We start from the raw sequence: 24,773 nt of genomic DNA, 5'->3' as shown, positions 1-24,773 counted from the left end.
GTATGCGTTCTTTCGCTTAGCTATTCGCGAGCTTGAGGAAATCGTACATGACGTACACCGCCTCCGACAGGAACAGGTCACGTTTCAATGAATTGATCCAGGCCTTATTGCTCTCGTTCTTGAACTGCTCCTTGCTCTTCAGCGACTCTTCCATATCGGTCGTATTCTTTACGCCCATTGGTTTGGCCGATACCAGTTGTTTCCTGATTTCGCCTACCTTGGTTTGCACTTCCTTCTCCTGGGTGCGGTATTTATCGAGCTGGAGGGCATAAATGCCGTTCCTGCTCTGCATCCAGTGCAGGTTTTTACTTAACGAAAGCAAGGTAGTATCCTGCTGCATACGCGGACCGGCCATCGCTACCGTTTTACTGATCACGCCCTGGCCATCCAGGGTTTCGAAGGGCACGGCCTGAATGGTATCCCAGGCCAGCGCGGTAGGATTGTTCTTTTCCTGCATCTTGTATGGCTCGTAGATACCAGGCAGTTTGATATCGGGTTCAATACCCTTCAACTGCGTTGCTGCGCCGGTGATCCGGTAATATTTTTGCAAAGTAACATGCAAGGTACCCAGGTCGGTATTGGGGTTGCCACCGCCTACGCGGTTGTCACCGATGCCGAAGGGACGTTGTACGGACCCCTTGCCATAGGTAGAACTGCTGCCGATGATGATGCCCCGGTGATAATCCTGGATAGCAGCTGCAAATATCTCTGCCGCAGAAGCACTCATTTCATTCACCAGTACTACCAGCGGACCGTCGTACAAAGCTGTTTTGCCTTTTACGCGGCTAACATAGGGTTCGCCTACGGGGCCCTTCACCTGCACCACCGGACCTTCCTTGATGAAGAGACCGATCATATTGATCACTTCTCCCAGGCTGCCGCCGATATTGTCGCGGATATCGATGATAATACCTTTAACGTTCTCTTGTTGCAGACGTGCCAGTTCGCGGGCCATATCGGCCGCACAACTGCGGCCATTGGCATCGCCGAAGTCGGTATAGAATTTCGGGAATGATATATACCCCAGCTTCACGGAGTCTTCGATGATGGCACTCTTCACAAAGGTATCTTCCAGTTGCAGGGCTTCGCGTTTCAGCGTAACGTCTTTCAGTGATCCATCCTGTTTGCGGAAGGTAATGGTAACCGTTGTACCCTGCTGGCCACGGGTGAGCTTGATCACCTCACTCATGGCTAACCCTGCCACATCGGCCGGCTTACCGCCGCCCTGCGCTACTTTCACAATAACATCACCTTTCTCGACCTGGCCCGATTTCCAGGCTGGGCCACCTATCATCAGTTCGGCAATGCCGATCTTACCCTGCATATCCTGCAACAAAGCGCCAATGCCATAGTACACGCCACTGAGGCTTTCCTGGAATTCGCGGCGATCTACCGGCAGGAAATAGTTTGAATGGGGATCGTACAGGTTGGTAATGCTGTTGACGTAGGTATTGAAAGCTTCTTCGTCGGTAGTAAGTTTCTGCAGGTTGGCGAAATTCCTTTTCTCGATGCGCAGAATGGTTTCGCGCGCCTTCTCTTCCATCTGCGCATCGCTTAGCTTATTGGCCGTATCACGCGCATGGATATCGAGCATGTCCTCATACTGACCCAACACCTGGAATTTGAGGTAATTCTGCCAGCGCTTATTCAGGTCGTCAACCGATTTACAATAATCGAGCTTCTCTGTATTGGAATTATAGACTTCGTTCGTATTGAATTTGAATGGCTGTTTCAACAACTCTTCCATCGTCGTTTCTGCATCCTTCAACCGTTGACGGAAGGTGGTATTGACGACCTTATAGAACTGAACCACTTTGCCCTTCATCTCATCATCAAGCTGCGATTGATATTTCTTGAACTCCTGCAGGTCTTCCCGGAGAAACAGCCGTTTGCCGGGATCGAGCTGTTCGAGATAAGCAGTAAACACCTGCGCGGAGAATTTATCATCGAGCTTTTTAGGCGCATAGTGAATATGCTGCAACATATCGGTTGTATTGTGGAAAACGAGATCGACGTTTTCGGTCACTTTACTTTTCTGAGCGAAGGAGGAAGGAGACTGAGCCACCAAAAGCAAACAGGTACAGATCGCCAACTGAAAACCACTACGCATAATCATACTTGAATTGTTTCGAATTTAGAATCCCGGATAGTTGCGGCTTTGGGCTGGCGCCCCAAGCGCAGGCAACCCCAACCACCTTGACAAATGTAACGTAACATTAGCGGTAATTGTTTTCCATTCATCAACAAGTTGCGTGCCCAGGCTGGTTGCCGAAACGCAACGAACAGTCCCTGAACAGGCCTCAGGAGCTACCGAGGCGCCCGTTTATGAACAGCCCCGCTATTACCATTCGCCGAAGGCGCCAAACCAGGCGGCCCCCAACAGGCCTGTCTTGTCGTTTTTGATGATCCGGATCGGCACGCCCTCGAGGAGGTGCTGCATACGATCGCAATCCATATAGTGCCGGTAAAAGGACGCTTGTAGCAGCAAAGGAGCAATTTTAGGAGGAATACCGCCGCCCAGGAACACCCCGCCGGTTGCCTTCATCTTGAGCACCAGGTTAGACGTTTCGCGGGCGATATAGCGAACGAAGAGGTCCATGGTTTCCACACAAATAGCCGCCTTGTTGTGCAGGGCGGCCTGACTGATCACGGCAGAATCGTCTTTTTCCGTAGCCAGCTGTTCGGTAAGCCAGGCCGGCTCTTCTTTTTTCTTAACGTCGCGCAGGAAGGTATAAATGCTCGTGACAGCCGGACCGGCAGCCACTTTCTCCCAGCTCACCACGGAACCATCCTGTTGCAGGTATTTGGCGAGCTCCATATCGAGGTCGGTACGGGGCGAGAAATCGCAGTGCCCCCCTTCTGTGGGGAAAGGGAAATAAGCTTTGCCATTCCAGTACAGGCCGGCTTCGCCCAATCCGGTACCCGGGGCGATGATGGCCATATTACCCACCGCGGGCAATTTGCCGGGGTGAATGGTGATAAAATCTTCTGGCTGCAGCGCCGCCAGCCCATAAGCCATGGCTTCCAGGTCGTTGATAAGCACCACTTCCTTCACGCCGGTTTCCCGGCCAATTTCGGTCTGGTCGAGCACCCAGCTCAGGTTGGTAAGGTCTGCCTTACCATTTAGCACGGGGCCGGCTACCCCCAGGCTGATCCGGTCGGGCCGGGGCAGGTCGTAATCCGACAAAAAATGCTGTATGATGGAAGTGAGCGACTTGTATTCGCCGGAGGCATAACGGGCGGTTTGTTGCATGCGGATGCCTTCGGGGGTAACCCGGAAGCTGGCAAGGTTGGTTTTTGTACCGCCAATATCCCCGGCCAGCACGGTCATACCGTTGGCGGGCACCTGATTTCGGCGGGGTAAGGATAGTGGGATCGAAAGCTGGCTAACTCCTGGTGTTTCCATAAAAAAATGCTATAAATGAAGTAGTTGTAAATATATGATAAAATCCGGCCTGGTTATTGAAATAAATGGGCGCAAGTTGTTAACTTGCAATTACTCTTGAAATAATCCTCAGCATCCAATTTCCATTCCCAACTCCAATCCCCTGAATAACTACCCAGTGTCGTACCTGAACAATTGCTATTGAGCATTTGTGTATGCTTATCGATGAAATATGAACCAGTATTTATTACTCCGCGACAACAAGCAAACGGGGCCTTACTCGGTGGAGGAGTTGAAAAGCAAAGGCCTTAAAGCCTACGATTTAGTGTGGCTCGACGGGAAAAGTGCAGCCTGGCGTTACCCCAGTGAGATCGAAGAACTGAAGGCGTTTGCACCAGTTGTAGAAGAGCAGCCGTACGACCGTTTCTATAAAAAGAAACCTGCGCACCAGGCAACCGCAACCTCCGTTATCGCAACTGTCAATCAACCCATCGCTCAACCCATCGTTGCCGAAGAAGCGCCGGTAGAAGCCATTGTGGTCAACAAACCAGTTGTGGTTACTACCACGCAACCCGTCGCAGCCAAAAAGATCTATGTAACGCTGCCGGCCGGTGTATCCAACAGAGCTATCATTACAACGTCCACAGTCAATACCAAACAAACAGACCTTCCCAAAGAAGTTATAGACGAAACCGCGGCACAACAACAGGCATCCGCCGAATTGCTGAATGAAAAGTTTGCCCGCCTGCGTGAGGAAAAGATTCGCCAGGCAGCCAGCAAGGCCGATAAGCCGGTCATCAATCAGGCGATTGAGCAAGCTACCCCCACAGCAGCGGTTTTCTCCGAGATCGTTGAACAAAATCATCCGCAGCCTTCCGAAAGGCTGGCCCACCTGCCTCAACGCCGTCCGGGCAACAACAAACTGGTGATGCGCAGCATTGCGGCAGCCTGTTTACTGCTGGCCGGTGTTATCATCGGTCTGGTCATCAGCAACAGTCGCCAGCAACAGGACAACGCAGCGCTCGACCAGCTCGTTAGACAAATCCAGGAACGTGACCGGCAAAAACGCGAACTGGCGCAAAACATCGCAACTACCGGCACGCAAACCGTGCAGACCGTTCAGGAAGCGCCAGCCGTTATTACCGAACGGCAAGTCCCTTCCCAGGAGCCTGCCGCTAAGAAACAGGTCGCTGCCAAAGAAACGAAAGCCCAAACGGCTTCTGAATCATCTCTGAAAGAGTCGATACCGGTAAAAGATGTGTCGCAACGCCAAACCGTAAAAGTTACGCCCGCTCTGGTGGCCAATAAGGCAGATGGATCTGGCGCTAACAGTCCGGACATGGAAAAAACACGCAAGAACATCCATCAATTAGTGGCTGTAGATGCCAATAAATACAAGATCGGCGTATTGGGTGGTATTTCAGAACTGCAACTCACCATCTCCAACAACAGCCTGTATGCCCTGGATCAGGTGGAAGTGGAACTTCGCTACCTGGGTCCCGAAAAACGGATCGTGAAAACCCAAATGTTGTTGTTTAATGATGTAGCTCCCGGTGAACAGAAAACAATTGAGGCGCCCCGCACCAATCGTGGCGTAGCAGTTGATTATGTTATTACCCGTATTAATTCCAAAGCCCTTGGACTTGCCCATGTGGGGCATTAAATTCCTGTTAACTTGGTTAACGTTTCATGGTATCCCAAAATCGGCTGAAAGGCTTATCGATTTTGACTTTGCTCTCGTCGCAGCCTGCTCTCCTTTGCAATGCGTTTGAACAGCGGTGTGTGCATGGCATAATAATTGAATAAGGTTCAACCTGCGATTGCTATCCGCTCCCTTTTCCCACACATAACCGTCGCTTGTGCATGCATCCTATCCTATTCGGATGGAGCATGATTGTACCATCGCTAAAACCATGAATTATGAAGAAGACCATTGCCACGTTTATCGTTATTGTGATCGCGGTAGCCAGTCTCCATGCAGTGCGCGTTATGCAACAGTCTTACATTACCGGTAAAGTTTCACCAGTAGATGCCGCAGGCGTTGTAGTAGCCATTAACGGAACAGATTCTATCAAGATCAAACCTTCAGACGGAGGTTTCAGCTTTATCGTGGCGCCAGGCACCTGGACAATCTGGATCGACGCCAAACGTCCTTACAAAAGCTCCGTTATTGATGCCAACGTAACGGAAGGACAAACAACCAGGCTCGGAGAGATCAAACTTATTCAATAATCTAATTTTAAGGACGGCTCAGAAACAAGAAAACCGGATTGCTTACCGCAGTCCGGTTCTTCTTTTTGTAGGGTGTACGTATATTGCAAACCTTATCCGGATTGGTATGAAACATATTCTCGTGTTGGGTGCCGGCAAATCGGCCACCTGCCTCATCGATCACCTCATTCGCACCGTACAGGCACACCAATGGGAACTTACGGTAGCCGACAGCAACCTGGCACTCGCGCGTGCCAAAACCACCAATGCCCCCCGCACCGAGGCGATCGCCCTGGCAGTGGAAGACCCGGATGCCCGGCGTTACTGGATCGCCAAATCCGATATGGTGATCTCCCTCCTGCCCCCCGCTTTACACATACTCGTTGCGCAGGATTGTGTGCATTTGGGCCGCAACCTGCTCACCGCCTCCTATGTCGATGAGAACATGGCAGCCCTGGGCCCGGCCATCCGTGAAAAAGGACTGCTGTTCCTTTGCGAAATGGGCCTCGATCCCGGCATCGACCATATGAGCGCTATGCAACTCATCGATCGTATACGTCAATCGGGCGGCCGCATTACCTCTTTTAAATCGCATTGCGGTGGCCTGGAAGATCCCGGATCCGACAACAACCCCTGGCGCTACAAGATCAGCTGGAACCCACGCAATGTGATCATGGCCGGTAAATCAGGCGCTGTATTCAAAGAGGACGGCCAGGTCATTGACATGCCCTATGCTTCCTTGTTCAACCCCAACCGGGTGGTACAGGTACCAGGCCTCGAACAGCTTGCCTGGTATCCCAACCGCGACTCGCTAAGCTATATGCCCATCTATGGATTGGAAGATACCCCCACCTTTATCCGCACCACGTTAAGATACCCGGAGTTCTGTTTTGGCTGGAAAAATCTCATCGATCTAAAGCTAACCGATGAAACGAGTTTCTATGAAACCGACGGCATGACCTTGCAACAGTTCTTCCGGGAACATTTCGAAACCCATGGATTTTCGGAGTGGATCGAGAGACAGTTGACCGCACGCGTAGCACAAACAAAACAATTGCTGGAGAAACTGCAAGCCCTGTTGCATGCAGAGCAGGAAGTGAGTGAAGCAGACCGGAAGGCCTTGCAGGAATTTATGATGATCAATGACGACGGGCAACTACTGGATGTTAACCTTAACCAGATTAAAACCCAGGCTGCCGCCGCGGTGGCCGGCCAGATGCACGAGGCCAACCTCTCGATGAAACAATTGATCTACCTCGGCATGGACGACAACCGTACGCTGATCAACAAAGGCCGGTGCAGCGCCGCCGATGTATTGCAGTTTGCCGCAGAAATGAAACTGGCACTCGGCAGGAACGATAAAGACATGGTAGTGATGATGCACGAGATCGGTTTTGAGACTGAAGCCGGACTCTCCAACCATATTACCAGCACACTGGTGTTAAGTGGAGAAGACACTTTGCGCACGGCCATGGCGAAAACGGTAGGCTTACCGCTGGCCATTGCCGCTGAGCTTATTTTGCTCGACAAGATTCAGCTGCGTGGACTGCACATCCCCATACTGCCCGAACTCTACGACCCGGTATTGGAAGCTTTGAGAAAACAGGGCATCGTATTTATCGAGCATATCAGCAGGTAATAGCCCCCCCTACCCCTTCGCCCGCAGCATCCTGATCAGTTCCTGCACGCCTTCGGTAGCCGGCCTGGGTATAGCTGTAAGGTTGGTGATCGACGATGTATAAGGGATCGATTTATCGATGATGTATTTGGGGATGGGCCAGGGAGCATAGTTGATGAGTCCGGCAGCCGGATATACGACCAGCGAAGTACCGATCACTGCAAAGATATCAGCCTTCCGCACCAGGCGGGCAGCTTCTTCAATAAGCGGAACAGGCTCTTCAAACCAAACGATATGGGGCCGCAGCTGCGCACCATCTTCTGCTGTATCGCCCCATTTGATATCGCCCTTGATATCATAAACGAGCGACTCATCTTCCTCACTGCGCATCTTGAATATCTCGCCGTGGAGATGTAATGTTTTAGTAGAGCCTGCTCTTTCGTGCAGGTCGTCGATATTTTGCGTAATGATCTGGACGTCGTAATCCGCTTCCAGTTCGGCAAGTCCCACATGCGCCGCATTGGGTTGTGCTTCGAGTACATTGACGCGACGTTGATTATAGAACTCCAGCACCAATTGCGGATTCTTCTTCCAACCACGCGGTGTAGCCACTTCCGTTACATCATATCCTTCCCATAGGCCATCGCTGTCGCGAAAGGTCTTTAAACCACTTTCTGCGCTGATGCCGGCGCCTGTTAGTACCACAAGATTCTTCTTATTCATACCCTTACTTTTTATACTTGAACGAAAATACAGAAGGCGCCCTGCAACTCCAAGTTACAGGACGCCATTCTGAACTATAGGAAAGACCCAGCAATGAAAACCGTAGTAATTGTCAACTTTCCTGTCCCGCGCCAGGCGCAGGCTGATTGCCAGCTGAGGCCGGAGGGTTGGCTACCGCTACCGGTTGTCCCTTTGCAGGCAGGATGGCTGCTGTGATGCGCTTAGACAAACGGTATTTGCGAAACACCCACCACAGTACCGCTATAGCAGCCCACAAAGGCCAAAGCGTAAGCAGCACGATCAGCAATTCGCCCACCCAGGCCAAGCCCGCTGTCAAGGCCAGCAATACCTTTTCACCAAAACCAGGAGGCGTTTCCTTGTCCTTCGCTTTGGGATCGATCACTTGAAAATAACTCAGCTCGATCGTACTGTAGGCAGCTGAGTGCGTGAGGTAATGTACCCGGCCTGCCGCTGCTTCTATATTCTCTTGTATCTCGTTGATCTCTTCCTGCACCTGCAGAATGTCTTCCATTTTTTTTGCCTGGCGCAGCAGCTCCAGGTAACGGAGACGGACCTCCCGTTTAGCCTCGAGCCTTGATTTGGTATCTACCACTTCGCCGGTAACATCCTGCGCGGTGATCTTCTTGACGAGTATCTTTTCTTTACCCGGCGCCAGTGATTGAATGGCATTATCGAACTGCGCTACCGGTACTTTGATCGTAAGGGCGTTCTCGATCTTATAATCCGATTCATTTTGTTCTTCGTTGGCCACATAGCCGCCCAGTTGTTTAACGGCGTTATGCACCAGGTCATTGAACTTTGCATAGTCGCCCACTTCAACAGAAAGGGTGCCATGTTTGATGATCTTTTTATCCCAATCTACATTGGGTGCCGGAGCCTGTTGGTTGGTTGGAGAAGGAGGCGGTTGTTGGCCCTGCCCCGGTTGTTGCTGGGGGATTTTTTTCGGGGAAGGCTCTTGTTGCTCTTCCGTCTTGTATTCATCGCCGGCAAAACCGGGCATCGCTGCCGCCATCGCGGTGTCGGCCGTTGTCAGATTCGCTTCACTTTTACGGTCTGCACTTATCTGCTCCATCGCCACGACTGGCGCCTCAGTGGAATCGGCCTTCGTTTCCATAGAACGGTCTTCACAGGCATTAATAGTCAGCAGCAGTACCGCGCACAGCGGCAACTGCCAGGGAAGATGAACCTTCATAGCTTTCGTTTTAAACGTGATTGATGTATAGATGCAGGATTTGTGATTTTACACAAAGCCCGGTTGAGAAAAGACAAACTTTTTTTAGGACTGGCAAAACATCCCCTACCGTACCTGTACGATCAACGTTACTTACCAATAAATTCAATGGATCAAAAAGAAAATGGGCCTTGCAGGAGGCCCATTCGTCGCAACACCTGCGACTATTGATATCTGAAGCCCGGAAAAGGTAACCCGGGCAATTTGTTAAAAAGCAGGGAGATTATTTTTCGCCCGCCAGTTCCATCACCACCTTGAACTCGTCGGGGGTAACAGGCCCTACGGAAAGACGGCTCAGGCGTACCAGGGCCATATTGGCCAGACGTTTTTCTCCTTTGATCTGCGCCAGGCTAACGGGGTTCTTTAATTTCTTTTGAGGAGCAATGTTCACCACCACCCAGGCATCTTCATCGGTGGTTGGGTCCTGGTAAAACTCTTTGGTTACTTTGGCGATGCCCACGATCTCCAGGCCTTCATTGCTGTGGTAAAACAACACCTGATCGCCTTTTTTCATTTCCTTCATAAAATTGCGGGCGGCATAATTGCGCACCCCATCCCAGAAAGTTTCTTTGTCTTTCACAAACTGATCCCAGGAATATTTGAAGGGTTCGGATTTTACAAGCCAATAAGCCATGATAGTAAATTAATGACGGGTTGTAATTAAAAAAGTAAAAATACATTCCCGGATGGATAATTGAGCGAAGCGGGACGGATATTCCAATAAAAATGGCAGGAGCCACCTGCTCAGAAATAAATTATAAAAAGCGGCAATCCAGCCACCCAGTACTTTACGTATCTATATCAACATCTGCCAAACCGACTCCCGCGAAAAGAAAATTCATACTACCTGTAGCTTAATAATAACTACGACAAGAAAAATATTGTCACCTGTGATCGATCATGTGGTGTTACCCAGGAGCTAAAAGGCTCACACGAGGGCTGGCTTTTGCCGGCCTTCCCTTATTTAAAAAACCTCCGCATCTTGCCACTCACCGCAGAGCTTCGTGTATTGTGAAACCGGCACAGCAACTGCATCGGCATACATGGTAAGCATCCCGAACAATCCGCAGCTTCATAAAATTATTTCCGCCACCAAACTTTTAAGATCCCACACATCGTATATAATTGTACAACTACTTTTTGTTATAACAATTCAGTCCTGTTGTACTGATATTGATCCTGTAAAGTCCGGCTTAAGCATCGTGTCAGCCTTCTTATGCACAGTGACCATCACTGACTACCAATTGTATCATCCTGTAAAATCAAAGTATGAAACCTACAAGTACGCATGGTTCAGCAGATCAGCCTACCCTGGATGCAAAGGGACTGGCCAGGAGAAAATTCCTGACCCAAACAGCTGGTCTTGTTACAGTGGCCTCCCTGGCAGGCGCCTGTAAAAAAGACAAGAACGAGAATAACGATGGCATCGACCTTGGCAGCGGAGATATCGGCATTCTCAATTATGCTTATGCATTGGAACAGCTGGAAGCAGCTTTCTATACGCAGGTAATGATGTCGCCTTTCAGCGGCATATCGGCCACTGAAACAGCCCTGCTCACAGACATCCGCGATCATGAGATCGCCCACCGCGAGTTCTTCAAGAATGCACTGGGCGCTAAAGCCATTATGGCCCTCGAAGTCAACTTTTCATCGATCAACTTCAGCAGCCGCGATAGCGTGCTGGCCACTGCCAAAGCGTTTGAAGACCTGGGTGTGTCGGCCTACAATGGAGCGGGCAAACTGATCACCAATCCCGACTATCTTTTATTGGCCGGCAAGATCGTTTCGGTGGAAGCGAGGCATGCAGGCTTCATCCGCGACCTGATCTCCAATGGCAGCTTTGCGGACAACACCGTGATCGATGCCAATGGGCTCGATCTGGCCAAGGCTCCCAAAGATGTACTGGCGACTGCCGGTATGTTCCTGAAGTCGAAGTTGAATGCAAACAATTTACCAACTTCATAAAACCTGCGTCATGAATATTCAACATCTCATTACAACAATAGAAAAGACCGATCCGGAGGTATATGAACGGCTGAATCCACGCCGCAAGGTCATACAACAATTTGCAAAGCTGGGTGGCAAACTGGCGTTAAGCGCAGTGCCCATCGCGCTGGGCAGTATGTTCAGCAAAGCCTATGGCCGTGGCACTACAGGCTCTGTTCTCGACGTACTTCAGTATGCCCTCACGCTGGAATACCTCGAAGCTGAATTCTATACCAAGGCGGTTGCCAGCGGTATCGTACCCGCAGGCCCTCCTACCGGCGCCTTTACCACCATCCGCGATCATGAAAATGCACACGTGGCATTCCTGAAGACAGCCATCACGGCCAGCGGCGCCACGCCCATCAGCAAGCCCACTTTCGATTTCAGTGCCGGTAACGGCTCCAACAATGGACCTTTCAAGGATGTGTTCACCAATTATCAATTGTTGCTGGCAGTAGCACAAACCTTTGAAGATACCGGCGTACGCGCCTATAAAGGCCGTGCGGCCGAGCTGATCTCCAACAACGATGTATTGACGGCTGCGCTAAAGATCCACTCCGTAGAGGCCCGGCATGCCGCGCATATCCGTTATATGCGCAGGAACCTGCTGAGCAATACAACGATTAAACCATGGATCACCGGCAAGGATACCGGCGGCATCGGTGCCGCAGTGCAAGCCAGTTACAATGGCGAAGAGCTGGCCGTTCAGGCAGGCATTACCATCACCAACATCAACAGTATGGCGATCTCGGTGAATGCGGCTACTGAGGCCTTCGATGAACCATTGACGGATACGCAGGTGCTCGCCATCGTAGATCCGTTTATCGCTTAATGCATCGGGGGAAGTACTACCAGCGCTTTCTTTCGCGCAGACTGGTGATATGGGCTACGTGGTGTTTGCCATGCCAGGCATAACTGCCCAGCAGGTACCACAAGGTCATTTGTTTATTGGCGGCGGGATGCACCACCGTACGCTTCCATTGTTCATCGGTGAGGTCGCGAATGGCGGCATGCCAGCGCGTATGCAGGGCATACAGCAATGTAATAGAGATATTGATGGGCACTACTTCTACATCGCGTTGCTTCGCCCACAACACCTCGTCGTACGGCCGAATGGTGGGATTGTCTTCTGTAAGACCCAGCTTGAACCGTGTATAGGCGTTCATATGACTGTCGGGCACGTGGTGCACCACCTGCTTCACCGTCCAGCCCCCGTCGCGGTAAGGAGTATCCAGTTGCTTTTCATCGAGGTTCTCGATGGCTTGTTCAATCAGACCGGGCAGAAATTGGATATCCTGCAGCCAGATCCTTTTTTGCCTGTCGGAATAAGGTTGCGGTTCGTACTGACCGATGGGATAGCGTAGATCCATGGGGATGATTTTATTTGTTTTTGAATGGCTATAAGACGATCTGGTACACGGGGCACTCCACCGCATTTCCGCTCTTACTCTTCCCGCAGGTTGTGGCCCGTTAAACGAATGAACACATCTTCCAGGTTGGCCTTCTTCACTTCTTTGGGCCGTTCAAAACCCGTGGCCACGAGGTCATCGATCAGCTTATCGGGCGTTGCCAGGGCGATGATCTTGCCCGAATCGATGATGGCGATGCGGTCGCACAACACTTCGGCCTCATCCATATAATGGGTGGTAATGATAACAGTAGTACCCTGGGCGCGGATCTTTTGAACCAGGTCCCACAGATTGCGCCGAGCCTGGGGATCCAGCCCGGTAGTAGGCTCGTCGAGGAAAATGATCTTGGGCTGATTGATGAGCGTGGTCGCGATCGAGAAACGCTGCTTCTGGCCGCCACTCAGCTCTTTATACTTGTTCTTTGCCTTGTCTTCGAGGTTCACGCTCCGCAACAGTTCGCGGGGATCGATGTCGCGGTTGTACAGGCCGGCAAACAGGTCGATGAGCTCCAGCAGGTTAAGGCCGGGATAAAAACCTGAGGTCTGCAGTTGAACGCCAATGATCTTTTTGATCTCATTGGGGTCCTTATCGAGGTCAAATCCATCGACGGTGATCTCACCGGCTGTTTTCTCCCGGAGGGTCTCTATGATCTCGAGGGTGGTGGATTTGCCGGCTCCATTGGGCCCCAGCAAGCCGAATATCTCCCCTTCCATCACATCGAAACTAATCCCTTTTACTGCCTCAAACTGTCCGTATTTCTTAACGAGGTTCTTTACTGAAATGATCACCTTACTCATGATGGGCGCTACGATTTGGGCCACAAGGTAAGAAAAAAGCCCCTTCCCGGAGGAAGAGGCCCGTTGGTGTATGTGAGGCAGGGGTTAACAGCTATTTATTGAGCAACCACCAGCTTTTGCACCATTTTCTCCATCGTAGCCCGGTCGCTGACCTGTACGAGGTACAAACCATTGCGAAGCCCTGTTACGGACAGGCTGCTTTGCGCGTAACCTACCCAGCGCTGAATGACCTTGCCGCCCAGGTCGGAGATCAGGATATCCCTGGATCCCGCCTGCTGAAAATAGAGGGAGAAGGTGCCGGCTGGTGCGGGATTGGGTTGCAGGACCATTTTGGTCGTCATTGCCATCCCTTTTACCGATTTGGCGCCATATATGGTACGGCGGCCGTCCAGGTCGACCTGTATGAGGCGATAAGCCGCTGTTTGCACGGAGCTATTCATGTCGGCATATTCATAACTCAACGCGGTGGAGCTGTTGCCATCCACAGCCTTCGAGCCCACAGTACCCACCACCTGGTAGGGCTCGCCCCCCATACTGCGCTCGATCTCGAAACGCAGGTTGTTGACTTCGCCCGCCGTAACCCAGCTCACCCTGACGGAGCTGCCCTGCCGCGCCACGGCAAAATCCGTCAGCACCACCGGCAGGGCACTGATATTCGTATAGGCAACGGTCACCGTAGCATCGTCAAACAGGTTATCGCCCGCAGTAGCAAAATTATTGTCGGCCCCGTCGTCGGTAAGCCGGTAAGTGAACGTGAGGGAGTTAACCGCCGGCGAATTCCTGGTAATGGTGCAGGTCCCGTTGGCATTAATAACTACAATGCCATTTACCGGAGCCGTTACGAGGCTCCATTGCAGGTGGGCGTAGGTATCATTGGGATCGTTGTCGGTACCACCCGCATCGAGTGAGTTGGCACCGGCAGCCGGATAGTTGAGGTTGGAACCATAAAGTACGGCATTAAAAGTAAGTTCCGACATACTAATGCGGGTAAACTGGTCGTCGAGGGCTGCCGGCGGACAGGTAGCGCCTGCACAAACTTCGTCTACCCCACTAAGCGCAAAATTATCCAGCACCAGCTTCACGCCATTTTGCTGACAGGCCGCATGAAAAGAGAGGAACACTTTAAAGTCACCCGCCGTTACACCCGGCGGAAATGTAAAGCTGAAGCAATGGGCGCCGCCATTCGTGTTGAGCAGGAAGTTATCGACGCGGGCATAAATATTGGCAGGCACTTCTGCGTCGTTGGAAGTGGCAACGGAGGATTTCACGAACAGCACATCCATGTAAGTAGCGCAGGGAAATGATACGGTAGCATTGAGGTTGGAGGTGTAGGGAGTAACGCTGAAGCATACTTTAAACAGGTTGGAGGTTTTAGTAACGGCCGGTGTACCGATGCGGGCGTGGTTGTTGCCACCACCGGAAGGTGTCACCACTACATCGTTGCCACTGACCTGGGTAAATTGAGCGCCCTGATCGAGTGTCCAGCCAATAGGGTTAGGGGTAAAATCTTCTTCCAGTTGTGCAAACAGGGATAACGCCATGAGCAGAAGAAATCCGAGGAGTAGAGCAGTTTTCATAACACTTCTTTTTGAGGTTAGGGAATAGGTATCCTGTACGCTGCAAAATGGCAGCGGATAAAAAGCTTGTTTGAATGCGATAATGGACTGAAGTGTTTTTTCAGGACAGTGGATGGCCTGTGTTATAACCCGCGGCTATAACAGGCATGGAGAAACATGCGACTAAGTGGTATTACTGATAAATAGGAGAAAATTGGATGCCGTCTCGGCAGCAGTAGGATGAAGACAGATAATGGTTAAAACAACAGTGGATTTTGAGAGAGGAGGTTACGTGGTTATGTATAACTGGAAGAATTATCTACTACTAATTTACATTAATCAATACATTAATCCAACTTTTATTTTTTTCCTTGATCGCGCGCAATTATCGATTATAGGGTAGATTTATACAAACATTCAAGTTATGACGGGATGCCTGGTTCAGCCAACTCCTTTGCTCTATGTTCGTTCACTTTCCACCCTCTTATCTTTCTTATTGGTTTGCGTGTTGCCGCCATCGTTGCAGGCGCAAACCTATCTTAAGCCCGGCTTCGACAAAGGCGAATACCTCGAAGTGTTGCGCATTGCCGGGCATATCGCCGACTCGTCTATCATGGGCGATCAACCGCCGCCGCCTATGCAATACCAGTTCGAATATCGCTCCGCAGAAATAGGATTAAAGAACCAATGGCAGATCTGGATACGCAAAGATCAGCGTGTAGGTGTCATCAGCCTGCGGGGTACGGTGGCAGCTGCCGAAAGCTGGCTGGAGAATTTCTATGCAGCCATGGTACCGGCAACGGGTAGTCTGCAATTGAACGACAGCACCCCCTTTAATTATCAGCTTGCCGAAAGCGCAGCCGCTACCGTGCATGTAGGCTGGTTGCTGGGTATCGCCTATATGGCGCCGGGCATTGCAGAACGTATCAAAAGCTGGCACCAGAAAGGCGTCAAAGAATTTATCATTACAGGCCATAGCCAGGGAGGCGCCCTCGCGTTCCTGTTGCGCTCCTGGCTGCATTACCAAACAAAAGCAGGTGCGCTTCCCGCGGATATTACGTATAAATCGTATTGCAGTGCAGCTCCTAAGCCGGGCAATATGCAGTATGTGTACGATTATGATTTCATTACAAGGGTGGGCTGGAGCTATACGGTGGTCAATGCAAAGGACTGGGTACCCGAAACGCCCTTCAGCCTGCAATCATTGCAAGATTTCAATACGCCTAATCCCTTCGGCAATGTTGACGGGGCACTCAAAAAGCAACCCTTGCTGGTACGCTGGTACCTCAACCACTCCTTCAACTCGATGAACCGTGTAACACGCAAGTCGCAAAAACGTTTTCAGAAATACCTGGGCAGGGGCGTATACAAACAGGTTAAAAAGTTCCTGCCACAATTCAAACAGCCCGATTATGCGCCCGGCAGCAATTATATGCGCGCGGGAGCACCGGTCATCCTGATGCCGGATGAACAATATGCAAAAGAGTTTGTGTCAGACGGTAAGAATGTATTCCTGCACCATATGCCGGTGGCATACTACAAGTTGATGTTGAGACAGAATCTATAAGTGCGTAGACAAAGGGTAATGAACCTGTTACAGATCGAGCGCCGTTCTGCCTCGAGGCGCCTTGCAATTGGCCCGCAAATAGGTTACCTTTAGGAAGCAGTAATATGAGCACCCGCTATTATACCATTGCTCCACCTCCACCGCTGGCACCCTATGTGCGGGCCTTCTGGGTCTTTGAGCATGATGTGGAGCCCGGCACTTCGTATGTATACCGGGCTATGGCCGACGGTTGTGCAGAGTTAGTCTTCCACTACAAGGGTATGTTTCATAATCCCGGTGAGGAAGAACAAACCGGTCCGTTGTATAACTTCTCTTTACTCCACGCGCAGTCGCGCCACTTCAAGCGGTTTGTAACGCAGGAGAGCTTTGGCATATTTGGCGCCTACCTCTACCCTTTCGCCATACCGCAGTTATTTGGTCATGCATCGCCCAATGTAACGAACCACATGATCAATCTCGATCAATTCCTGGGCGTACCCGGCAAACTGTTGGAAGAACAGATCATGATGGCCGGCGACAACCTTCAGCGAGCACGAATACTAGGCCAGTTTCTGCTGGAGCAACTCAACAAACAAAAGCCAAAAGAGCAGGTGATCCAAACAGCTGTAAAACAGGTGGTGCATGCAAGATCCTTAAAGACCGTTGAACAGCTTTCTGCTCAATTCAATTTATCGCAAAGGCAGTTTGAGCGGAAGTTCACCGAATATGCCGGCTTTACGCCCAAGGTGTATTCTCGGATCATCCGCTTTCAATCGGCGCTCAGTCAGTACGGCAGCGATTACAAGTCGCTTACAGATATAGCTTACGAGTGCGGCTATTACGATCAGTCGCACTTCATCCATGAGTTCAAAGAATTCTCCGGCTACCATCCCGGCCAGTACTTCAAAGGCCGGCCCGAAGGGATCGAGTACCGGGAAGTGTGACCAGTAATGTAACTGCCGCAATTACCGTGGATACTTAAACCTCAGCATCATTTTATAGCGAACCCATCAGGCACTTCGTCAAGCTGCTTCCACACGTCTCCACCTGTCTGCTGCGGCGACACTTCAATAATGACGGCTGTTTTACCCAATTTACCGGCATCTTTTACGTGTATCACGGCATGCAATACCATGGGCCGCTGCGTCATATAATCAAGCATACTGACAGTGCCTGTAAAGGTGGCCTTGTCATTGCCCTTTGATTGCGCTTTTTTGATCGAGACTACCGTAGGCACTACCTTCTCAGCAGGTATCTTGCGGCTGGTGATATTGCGACCAACCAGTCCCTCGTAGTAGGCCTTAAGGTTCGACGTTAAAGCTGCCTCGTTAATGACAGGTGTTCCCTCCAGCCACCAGAGATAGGTGTAGCTCCAATAGCCCTTACTGGTTGAATCGCCCCAGCCAGGGTGAAACCTGATCTCTTCTACGCCCTTGAAGGTAAAAGTGGGGGCAAAATCGGGAGGCAGGGGAAATTCTTCGGTCGTAAAGCCCGCAGGAATGGGTAGTTTAAAAGAGGCAGACGGAGCTTGTGCCTGTACGCCGGGCGATATGCATTGAAACGAAGCAAGCAGGATCAGTGCAACAACGTAGGCCGGTAAGGATGAATTAAGGTACTTCATATGAGGAAAGCTGGTTTTTGCCTGTTACCAGCACAAACACGGTGCCCATTTCCACCTGCATCATTTTCAACCGGGTAGATATTATCGATCTTATAGCCTGTGCGGTTTCGATACAGCCCATCGTACGGCAACGGTCAGTTGACCGGAATCACGAAAGGTTCACCAGACTGCAGGAAAATGGTTTTATCGCTGATGTAAGCACTCCCGTGTATGGTCTGCCGCAAGGTGGCTTCCTTCTCTTTGAAGTGCGACCAGCCCCGGTAGTGAATGGGAATGATCTTATTTGGATTGAGCGCCTTGATCGTTTGCAGCAGGTGTTTGCTGTTCATAGTATAGATGCCGAAGCCGGTCAGGTAACGGAACTGCACCCCGCCGGCATGGAGAATAGCCACATCGATGTTATAGCGTCGCGCCACCTCATCTATTCCATTGAAGTAAACGGTATCGCCGGAAATATAAATGACGCCGTTGCGCTGCTCGTCGTATTCAATTACAAAGCCGATGACCGGACCGGATATAAACTCCGGGATCCACCACGGGTGGTGTTGAGCCGGTGTGGCGGTAATACGCAGGCCTTTTACGCGGGGTGTGTCGATTTCAATTGATTGCCAGTTGGCGAGCCCTGTAACACGTGGCAACTCCCGGGCAGCTTTCTGAGTAGAAAGTATGGGTGCCTTGCTGCGGTCGAGCAATTCCTTGCCCCTGGTGTCGAGGTTATCTTTGTGTTGGTGATGACTAAGCAAAATTAGATCAACCTGCTGCAGGTCGACCGGCGGCAGCGCCGGGTCGTCGGTTTTACGGGATACAGCGCCAAAGCCATGGTGGTAACGATGGCCGGCTTTATCGAGCGTAGGGTCGGTCAGTATCCTGAATCCATTGATGTCAAGAAGTATGCAAGCCGTGTCTATATGGGTAATGGTAAGGTTCATGGCGTTATGATTCCGGGTAAAGGTAACCGATCAATAACCACGATTCAATTGATAAATCATGGGGTTTATTGTATATTCTTCCTTCAATCGTGCGGCATTGTCTAACTTTAGAAAAACAGGTTCTATGCCCCCCAAGATCGAATGCGAACGCGTGCATCCTATGCTGCTGGTGAAAGACATTCATACAGCCGTGGACTATTATTGCAATAAGCTGGGTTTTACCCATGGCTTTACGATGGGCGAGCCACCGGAGATCGCGGGCGTCAACCTGGGCGATGTTTCGGTGCACCTGTACTTTGGCGAGCCCAACTACAACTCGGTTTATTTTGTCGTCAGCAATGCCGATGAATTGTATGAGTACCACCGCAGCAATAATGTAGATGTATTTATCGAGCCGGAAGACCGTGTATATGCGATGCGCGACTACAGCGTGCGCGACCCCTGGGGTAATCAGCTTTCCTTTGGTCATTACCTGCCCGCCTTTGGCGACCCTGTCAAGATCGAACGGGTTGAGGTGCCGCTGCGCCTGGAGAAACGGCTGGTCGCACTACTGCATGATCTCGCAGCCCACAAGAATATGACCATCGACAGCCTTATGGAAGAAACCTTGCTGCATACGTTTGAAGTGGTGGGCAACAATGAAGCAGTGGCCAGTCCGCACACTAAACAACAACATGCTTACATCCAGGAATTGAAAAAGAAACACGGCATCAACTATGACACACATGCCAGCTACCGGTTTGTGGAAGGCTAAACTTTGGTATGTAGGGATGATAGCGGTTTTAAACATTTATTTTGAGGTCTGGCATTATAACCTCGTAGGGTGTTTCTTCGATGGTCACGCCTTTTATATTCGATAGCTCAATGGCCTTTTTAAGGCGTTCCGAGACAATAACATCCGGGGAAAATCCAAATAGCGGTATAAGATCATAATATTGGTTGAACCTAATAGCGCTAAAGGACATTCTTAGCCGATCCTGCAACACAGAATTGATAATGAAGGCGGACAAATACATGGCCTCTGTGACCGACTGTAACACTCCTACTCCACCCCCTCCAGCCATTTTTTGATGACCTGCTGAAGCACTTTCTCCTTTGTTTTAAGATCATCAACGCTCTGGATCTTTACCATTCGACGACCATCAGGATAGTTGCCTTCCAGCAGTCCCGAAGTATCATTAATTCGTGCACCGGTAGGGAACACAAGTAGTACATATTCTTTGCGGTAAATATTCACCACAGCGATATCACGTTTATACTCTTTGGGATCGAAAGGCTTCATAGCGCCGGTGTAGTAAAAGGCGGGGGAATTCCACTTGATCTGTTCTCCGATCAGTTTATCCGTAGAGAGGATCACTTCTCGAAGCACTTGTAATGTTTCTAACAGCGAACCTTCCAACTGTTGCAAATATTCATCGACTGTGACATAGGCAGCTGGCTTCTTCGTAGTCTTGCCCGGTGTGGTGGATGCCTTCTTTAATTGCTTCGCCATAGTTTCCCAAGTTAAAGCCCGCTCAATCAATCTTCAAATGTATTTTTGGTAGTATGAACGCATCCGGTAAACAGCACCGCAGTGAGTTGGCTGAAGTAGCCAGGCTATTTCTTAAACTCGGCCTTATTGGCTTTGGCGGCCCAGCTGCCCACATCGCCATGATGGAGCGGGAAGTAGTTCAAAAGAGAAAATGGTTTACCCAAGCGTATTTTCTTGACCTTGTGGGCGCTACTAACCTCATACCCGGTCCGAACTCAACCGAAATGGCCATGCACTGTGGCATGGAGCGCGCCGGCTGGAAAGGTCTGCTCGTTGCCGGATGTTGCTTTATTTTCCCTGCCGTCATTCTCACAGGTATTATTGCCTGGGCCTACCATCAATATGGTCAGCTGCCGGAAGTTGCTCCGTTTATTTATGGCATCAAACCTGCTATCATTGCCGTGATCGTTTCCCTCATGATCTCTTTGGGTAAAAAAGCATTCTCGTCCGTTCAGTTGATCATTACCGGCATTATCGTCGCTGCCCTGGCACTCTGGGGCATCAATGAGATCATCCTATTGTTTGCCGCGGGAGCTGCGGGCATCATTGTACACCTCGCAAAAAAACGCAGCCATTCAGCTACTGCATTTTTCCCGCTCGTGCTGTTACAGATCGGTGCGAACCTGCCTGTTGGTTTCGATTGGAAGCTGTTCTGGATATTCCTGAAAACAGGGGCCATTCTCTACGGAAGCGGATATGTTTTATTCGCCCTCCTCGATGCTGACCTGGTGAGCACCCACCTGTTGACGCGCCAACAATTAACGGATGCCATCGCTGTAGGTCAGTTTACCCCTGGTCCGGTATTCTCCTCCGCAACTTTTATAGGCTGGCAATTGAGTGGCCTATCCGGCGCCATCGCCGCTACCATCGGCATTTTCCTGCCCTCTTTCCTCTTTGTAGGATTATTGAATCCGCTCATCCCCTATCTGCGGAAGTCGCCTGCCATGGCCGCTTTTCTCAATACGGTCAATGCCGCATCTGTTGCGCTCATCCTCGCCATCTGCCTTGAAATGGGTAAATTGTCCATTTCAGACTGGCGTACCCTGTTGATTGCCATACTGGGATTTGCCGTGCTGCTTAGCTGGCCCGCCATCAATACTGCTTTCATCGTTTTGGGCGGGGCACTGGCCGGATATCTTCTGGCCCTTATATAACTAGGTTTACGTATTTTGCCGCTTTATTCCTTGCTGTATGATTAAACTGGAACAGTTTGCCCCAACTGATTTCGACCGGCTCATTGCCTGGATCGATAGTCCCGATGCATTAATGCAATTTGGAGGCCCAACCCTTTCCTTTCCACTCACGGCCGACCAATTGCACCAAAGCCTGCACGATCCCAACCGCCACGTCTTTAAAGTTGTAGAAACGACCACCGAAGATGTTGTTGGCCATGGGGAGATCTACCACAAAGAAGATGGCGCTACTTATCTCGTCCGGCTACTGATCGGTGACCTCCGGGCAAGAGGCAAAGGTCTCGGCACTTTGCTCACCCATCACCTCCTCGCCTATGCTTTCGATATATTAAAGCGGACCGTCGTGCACCTCCTCGTTTTCGACTGGAATACCACCGCTATCCATGTATACCAAAAAGTAGGCTTTCGGGTGGTGCCCAATAAGCAACTATTGCGAAAAGTAAATGGTAAACAATGGACCGCCATCACCATGGTGATCCGCCGGGAAGACTGGAGAAGGCCGGAAGTTCTGTAATACCTACTTCTTTTTCTTACGGGAGAATATATACTTCGTTCGCCGGATCTGGCGGGAGGCGTGGTAGTACAATTGCTCGTGGTACAAGATCCATCCACCGAGGGCGCCGATCAAACTGCCCAGCGTGATATCCCAAAAACGCAGCACGATCAACTCATTGGGATGGCGCACCAGCGCACCCGAGGCCTCCGCGAGGAAGATCGTCATGGGGGTAATGAACACCACCGCCAGCGCATAATGCCTCACCACCAGCACTTCGATAATGAATTGCAACGCCAGTATAGCTATGCAGATATGGAGGGGCGTTAAATGAAATTGCAGGAATAACCACGCCAACCCGAGCCCAATGAATGTGCCCAGGATACGCTGAAAGCTTCTCTGCCACACATGCTGTAAGGTAATGCCCTGCATCACGGCGGCACAGGAAATAGGCAGCCAGTAAGGAAAATCGAGTTTGAAGAGATGACCCACCAGCAGTGATAGCGCCATAAAACCTCCCACGATCACCGACTCCACCACATCCATGTATTTCTTAGGGGTTACCGACGCCTCCTCTTTTGGAGGATATATGCGGGTAATGTAAAGACTGTAAAAGAAAGCCAGGATACACGCAAACATAGTACCCATACCTATTAATCCAACGCGGGTAGGAATGGCCTCCAGATCAAACTTCATGCAACTGCCAATAGAGGCGATCATGATGAAGAAGAAACTGCCGGGCGGCTTCATGTGAAAGTAATGCTTGATCCAGTGAACGCCAAAAGCAAAGAGCCCAAGAACAATCGATGAAACGATGGGATTGAAACTGAAACACAGGCTAATGGCCAGTGACACCATGAAGCCGAATGAACAGGAGATTAGCGTGATCATCCGGGAGGCAACGGTACCCGAAGGCAGATACAGAATAACCAGCCCGCCGGTACAGGCCAATATGCCGTAGTTGAGTTTATTGAAATACAGTCCGGCCAGTAGTGGTATGCCCACACAAAGTGAAGCCAGGACAGGTATATGCCAAAGCCTCTCTGTTTTCTTCAGCTCAAACAGCGCCTTAATTTCCCTCCCGATGGCCTTTTGAATAGTTCCATTCATGCAGAGAATAAAGGTAGGAAAAAGGCAGCGATACAGTTGGCTTTGATCATGGAGCAGGTCGAGGCTGCAAAGTATCCCACACAGAAATTCCGTAGGGAGCTTGTATTCCCGTGTCCTTCCTGCTCATAAGAAGCAGTATTGGCTTGTCCAGTTTATTATGAAATAGAGAATCCCGAAGTATCAGCGCATAATCGTAATTCTGCCGATGCGCATGATCATAGGTTAGAAAAAGTGTATCGCCCTTTACTGTATAGTTACCGGCATTCCGGGAAATATCAAAACATACACCCAGTTCGGTAAACCGTCCGTTTGTCCTGAACCTATATTTACTCGTACAATTGGCTGCTCCCTCGTGCCCTGCCACCAGCCAATCTTCACCAACCCGGTCGTCGAGGAATTGATCAGTGCGGATAAACAACACCGACGCCAGCACCGCCATTAATACAGCCACAACAACCACTCTCGACTTATTGGCCATTCGTTCTTTAAAAAGAAGAAACACCAGTCGTAACCATACTATACCCAATACTAAAAATGAAATACCTAATACAATGCTGAACAATAAATTCCAGCCTTCGAAGTACCGCTCCCAATAGTAAGCCGAATGAACGATCAAAAAATAGCAGGCACAAATCCCAATTAACATCTTCAATTTCCGGGTCATGAATTTCTATTTTAAGGGTAAGCAGGAGTAAGCATAAAACGATCGAACATCTACCTGCGCCTGGGTGCCAGGTAACTGGAATCGTATTTCACGATCCTGTAAAACCGGCGATTGGGATTTCTACCCTCGCCTTTTGCAGAGAGAACAGGGGTGTATTTCTTCAATCCTCCAGCCTTAGCCGAATCGGGCAAGGCAGGATAAGGAGGAATAGCGATTACAGAGGCATAACGGTAGCCGAGTTTCATTTCTTTATCATACTCCAGCACCAATTCATTGTCCTTTATTTCATACGATCCATGGATGCGTGTAGTTTGATCAACCTGACCTTCATCCGTAAACCGGTTGTTTGATTTAAACCTGAGTAGCAAATGAGCTCCGGAATATACTTCATTATCCCCTACCAGCCATTCCCGGCCATGCACATTCTGCACGTATTTCGCAGTAGGGAGTAACCAGGCGGCAATCAATGTCACCAGCAACAGGAGCACCACCTTGCGCCTCGACGGGTTATTCCACTTTTCACGTTTCAGGTAGTAAAGCTGCACCCCGCCAATGACTAGCATTGCCAGGAATACGACCAGCAGGAACCAATCAATGTATATATCCCATTGTTTAAAAAGTGGATGCCATAACTTACTGGAATGCACGATCACGGAGAAGACGATGCTGATCCCGATCAGCCATTTAAATGGTTTGCTCAAGCGTGTAAGGGTTTAGGTGGTTAAGCCTAAAATAACCAATATCCTCCA

At 50.3% G+C, this 24,773-nt stretch carries 24 protein-coding genes; 10 read left to right on the top strand and 14 right to left on the bottom strand.

Features of this window, described 5'->3' with window-relative positions:
* Positions 1-16: 16 nt before the first annotated feature.
* Together P2H89_RS05560 and glk are read right to left on the bottom strand one after the other, a co-directional pair.
* Positions 17-2,116, bottom strand: coding sequence for a carboxy terminal-processing peptidase (locus P2H89_RS05560; protein WP_275825576.1), 2,100 nt, complete (start codon positions 2,114-2,116; stop codon positions 17-19).
* Between the two features lie 225 nt (positions 2,117-2,341).
* Positions 2,342-3,406 (bottom strand): glucokinase, encoded by a 1,065-nt coding sequence (gene glk / locus P2H89_RS05555; RefSeq protein ID WP_275825575.1) that lies wholly within the window; start codon positions 3,404-3,406, stop codon positions 2,342-2,344.
* Positions 3,407-3,617: 211 nt separating this feature from the next.
* Here glk and P2H89_RS05550 point away from each other — a divergent pair, with 211 nt between their 5' ends.
* The 3 genes from P2H89_RS05550 (at position 3,618) to P2H89_RS05540 (ending at position 7,235) form a co-directional block, all read left to right on the top strand.
* Positions 3,618-5,048, top strand: coding sequence for a hypothetical protein (locus P2H89_RS05550; protein ID WP_275825574.1), 1,431 nt, complete (start codon positions 3,618-3,620; stop codon positions 5,046-5,048).
* Between the two features lie 257 nt (positions 5,049-5,305).
* Positions 5,306-5,617 carry a carboxypeptidase regulatory-like domain-containing protein gene (locus tag P2H89_RS05545; RefSeq protein ID WP_275825573.1) on the top strand — a complete coding sequence of 104 codons (312 nt, stop codon included), beginning with the start codon at positions 5,306-5,308 and terminating at the stop codon, positions 5,615-5,617.
* Positions 5,618-5,723: 106 nt separating this feature from the next.
* The gene (locus P2H89_RS05540) at positions 5,724-7,235 is read left to right on the top strand and encodes a saccharopine dehydrogenase C-terminal domain-containing protein (protein WP_275825572.1); all 1,512 of its coding nucleotides are present in this window, start codon (positions 5,724-5,726) and stop codon (positions 7,233-7,235) included.
* A gap of 9 nt (positions 7,236-7,244) precedes the next feature.
* Here P2H89_RS05540 and P2H89_RS05535 read toward each other — a convergent pair whose 3' ends face one another.
* The 3 genes from P2H89_RS05535 to P2H89_RS05525 form a co-directional block, all read right to left on the bottom strand.
* A complete protein-coding gene (locus tag P2H89_RS05535; RefSeq protein ID WP_275825571.1) occupies positions 7,245-7,937 on the bottom strand; it encodes a Sir2 family NAD-dependent protein deacetylase in 693 nt (230 codons plus the stop codon).
* A 112-nt stretch (positions 7,938-8,049) separates the two neighbouring features.
* Positions 8,050-9,150: a DUF4349 domain-containing protein gene (locus tag P2H89_RS05530; RefSeq protein WP_275825569.1), complete on the bottom strand. Its 1,101-nt coding sequence runs from the start codon at positions 9,148-9,150 to the stop codon at positions 8,050-8,052.
* A 262-nt stretch (positions 9,151-9,412) separates the two neighbouring features.
* Positions 9,413-9,823, bottom strand: coding sequence for an EVE domain-containing protein (locus P2H89_RS05525; protein ID WP_275825568.1), 411 nt, complete (start codon positions 9,821-9,823; stop codon positions 9,413-9,415).
* 635 nt (positions 9,824-10,458) lie between these two features.
* Between P2H89_RS05525 and P2H89_RS05520 the strand changes: the two genes are divergently transcribed.
* Positions 10,459-11,154: a ferritin-like domain-containing protein gene (locus P2H89_RS05520; protein WP_275825567.1), complete on the top strand. Its 696-nt coding sequence runs from the start codon at positions 10,459-10,461 to the stop codon at positions 11,152-11,154.
* Positions 11,155-11,164: 10 nt separating this feature from the next.
* Positions 11,165-12,007 carry a ferritin-like domain-containing protein gene (locus tag P2H89_RS05515; RefSeq protein ID WP_275825566.1) on the top strand — a complete coding sequence of 281 codons (843 nt, stop codon included), beginning with the start codon at positions 11,165-11,167 and terminating at the stop codon, positions 12,005-12,007.
* Between the two features lie 16 nt (positions 12,008-12,023).
* On the opposite strand, the gene P2H89_RS05510 is transcribed toward P2H89_RS05515, so the two are convergent.
* The 3 genes from P2H89_RS05510 to P2H89_RS05500 all read right to left on the bottom strand — a co-directional run bounded on the left by P2H89_RS05510 (position 12,024) and on the right by P2H89_RS05500 (position 14,958).
* On the bottom strand, positions 12,024-12,545 hold the full coding sequence (locus P2H89_RS05510; RefSeq protein WP_275825565.1) for a YfiT family bacillithiol transferase: 522 nt from the start codon (positions 12,543-12,545) through the stop codon (positions 12,024-12,026).
* Positions 12,546-12,619: 74 nt separating this feature from the next.
* A complete protein-coding gene (locus tag P2H89_RS05505) occupies positions 12,620-13,381 on the bottom strand; it encodes an ABC transporter ATP-binding protein (RefSeq protein ID WP_275825564.1) in 762 nt (253 codons plus the stop codon).
* Between the two features lie 95 nt (positions 13,382-13,476).
* Positions 13,477-14,958: an Ig-like domain-containing protein gene (locus tag P2H89_RS05500; protein WP_275825563.1), complete on the bottom strand. Its 1,482-nt coding sequence runs from the start codon at positions 14,956-14,958 to the stop codon at positions 13,477-13,479.
* Between the two features lie 403 nt (positions 14,959-15,361).
* On the opposite strand from P2H89_RS05500, the gene P2H89_RS05495 reads away from it, so the two are divergent.
* Entirely contained in the window at positions 15,362-16,504 is a 1,143-nt protein-coding gene (locus P2H89_RS05495; RefSeq protein WP_275825562.1) for a lipase family protein, read from the top strand.
* Positions 16,505-16,608: 104 nt separating this feature from the next.
* Positions 16,609-17,427: a helix-turn-helix transcriptional regulator gene (locus P2H89_RS05490; protein WP_275825561.1), complete on the top strand. Its 819-nt coding sequence runs from the start codon at positions 16,609-16,611 to the stop codon at positions 17,425-17,427.
* Positions 17,428-17,474: 47 nt separating this feature from the next.
* On the opposite strand, the gene P2H89_RS05485 is transcribed toward P2H89_RS05490, so the two are convergent.
* Both P2H89_RS05485 and P2H89_RS05480 read right to left on the bottom strand, forming a co-directional pair.
* The gene (locus tag P2H89_RS05485) at positions 17,475-18,104 is read right to left on the bottom strand and encodes a hypothetical protein (RefSeq protein ID WP_275825560.1); all 630 of its coding nucleotides are present in this window, start codon (positions 18,102-18,104) and stop codon (positions 17,475-17,477) included.
* Between the two features lie 134 nt (positions 18,105-18,238).
* A complete protein-coding gene (locus P2H89_RS05480) occupies positions 18,239-19,033 on the bottom strand; it encodes an MBL fold metallo-hydrolase (RefSeq protein WP_275825559.1) in 795 nt (264 codons plus the stop codon).
* Positions 19,034-19,157: 124 nt separating this feature from the next.
* Here P2H89_RS05480 and P2H89_RS05475 point away from each other — a divergent pair, with 124 nt between their 5' ends.
* Positions 19,158-19,787 (top strand): VOC family protein, encoded by a 630-nt coding sequence (locus tag P2H89_RS05475; protein WP_275825557.1) that lies wholly within the window; start codon positions 19,158-19,160, stop codon positions 19,785-19,787.
* Between the two features lie 288 nt (positions 19,788-20,075).
* Here the strand turns inward: P2H89_RS05475 and P2H89_RS05470 are convergent, their stop codons facing one another.
* Complete coding sequence (locus tag P2H89_RS05470; protein ID WP_275825556.1) at positions 20,076-20,525, bottom strand: DUF1801 domain-containing protein; 450 nt, start codon at positions 20,523-20,525, stop codon at positions 20,076-20,078.
* Between the two features lie 53 nt (positions 20,526-20,578).
* Here P2H89_RS05470 and chrA point away from each other — a divergent pair, with 53 nt between their 5' ends.
* Together chrA and P2H89_RS05460 are read left to right on the top strand one after the other, a co-directional pair.
* Complete coding sequence (gene chrA, locus P2H89_RS05465) at positions 20,579-21,718, top strand: chromate efflux transporter (protein ID WP_275825555.1); 1,140 nt, start codon at positions 20,579-20,581, stop codon at positions 21,716-21,718.
* 37 nt (positions 21,719-21,755) lie between these two features.
* Positions 21,756-22,271, top strand: coding sequence for a GNAT family protein (locus tag P2H89_RS05460; RefSeq protein ID WP_275825554.1), 516 nt, complete (start codon positions 21,756-21,758; stop codon positions 22,269-22,271).
* Between the two features lie 3 nt (positions 22,272-22,274).
* On the opposite strand, the gene P2H89_RS05455 is transcribed toward P2H89_RS05460, so the two are convergent.
* Genes P2H89_RS05455 through P2H89_RS05445 form a run of 3 tightly spaced genes read right to left on the bottom strand, consistent with a single transcriptional unit; the run spans position 22,275 to position 24,725 of the window.
* A complete protein-coding gene (locus P2H89_RS05455; protein ID WP_275825552.1) occupies positions 22,275-23,360 on the bottom strand; it encodes an FUSC family protein in 1,086 nt (361 codons plus the stop codon).
* Between the two features lie 46 nt (positions 23,361-23,406).
* Positions 23,407-24,024, bottom strand: coding sequence for a hypothetical protein (locus tag P2H89_RS05450; protein WP_275825551.1), 618 nt, complete (start codon positions 24,022-24,024; stop codon positions 23,407-23,409).
* A gap of 50 nt (positions 24,025-24,074) precedes the next feature.
* The gene (locus P2H89_RS05445; protein ID WP_275825550.1) at positions 24,075-24,725 is read right to left on the bottom strand and encodes a hypothetical protein; all 651 of its coding nucleotides are present in this window, start codon (positions 24,723-24,725) and stop codon (positions 24,075-24,077) included.
* Positions 24,726-24,773: the final 48 nt, after the last annotated feature.

It is taken from the genome of Paraflavitalea sp. CAU 1676 (assembly GCF_029223285.1).
Classification (GTDB): domain Bacteria; phylum Bacteroidota; class Bacteroidia; order Chitinophagales; family Chitinophagaceae; genus Paraflavitalea.
This window is presented reverse-complemented; position numbering and strand designations above follow the sequence as displayed.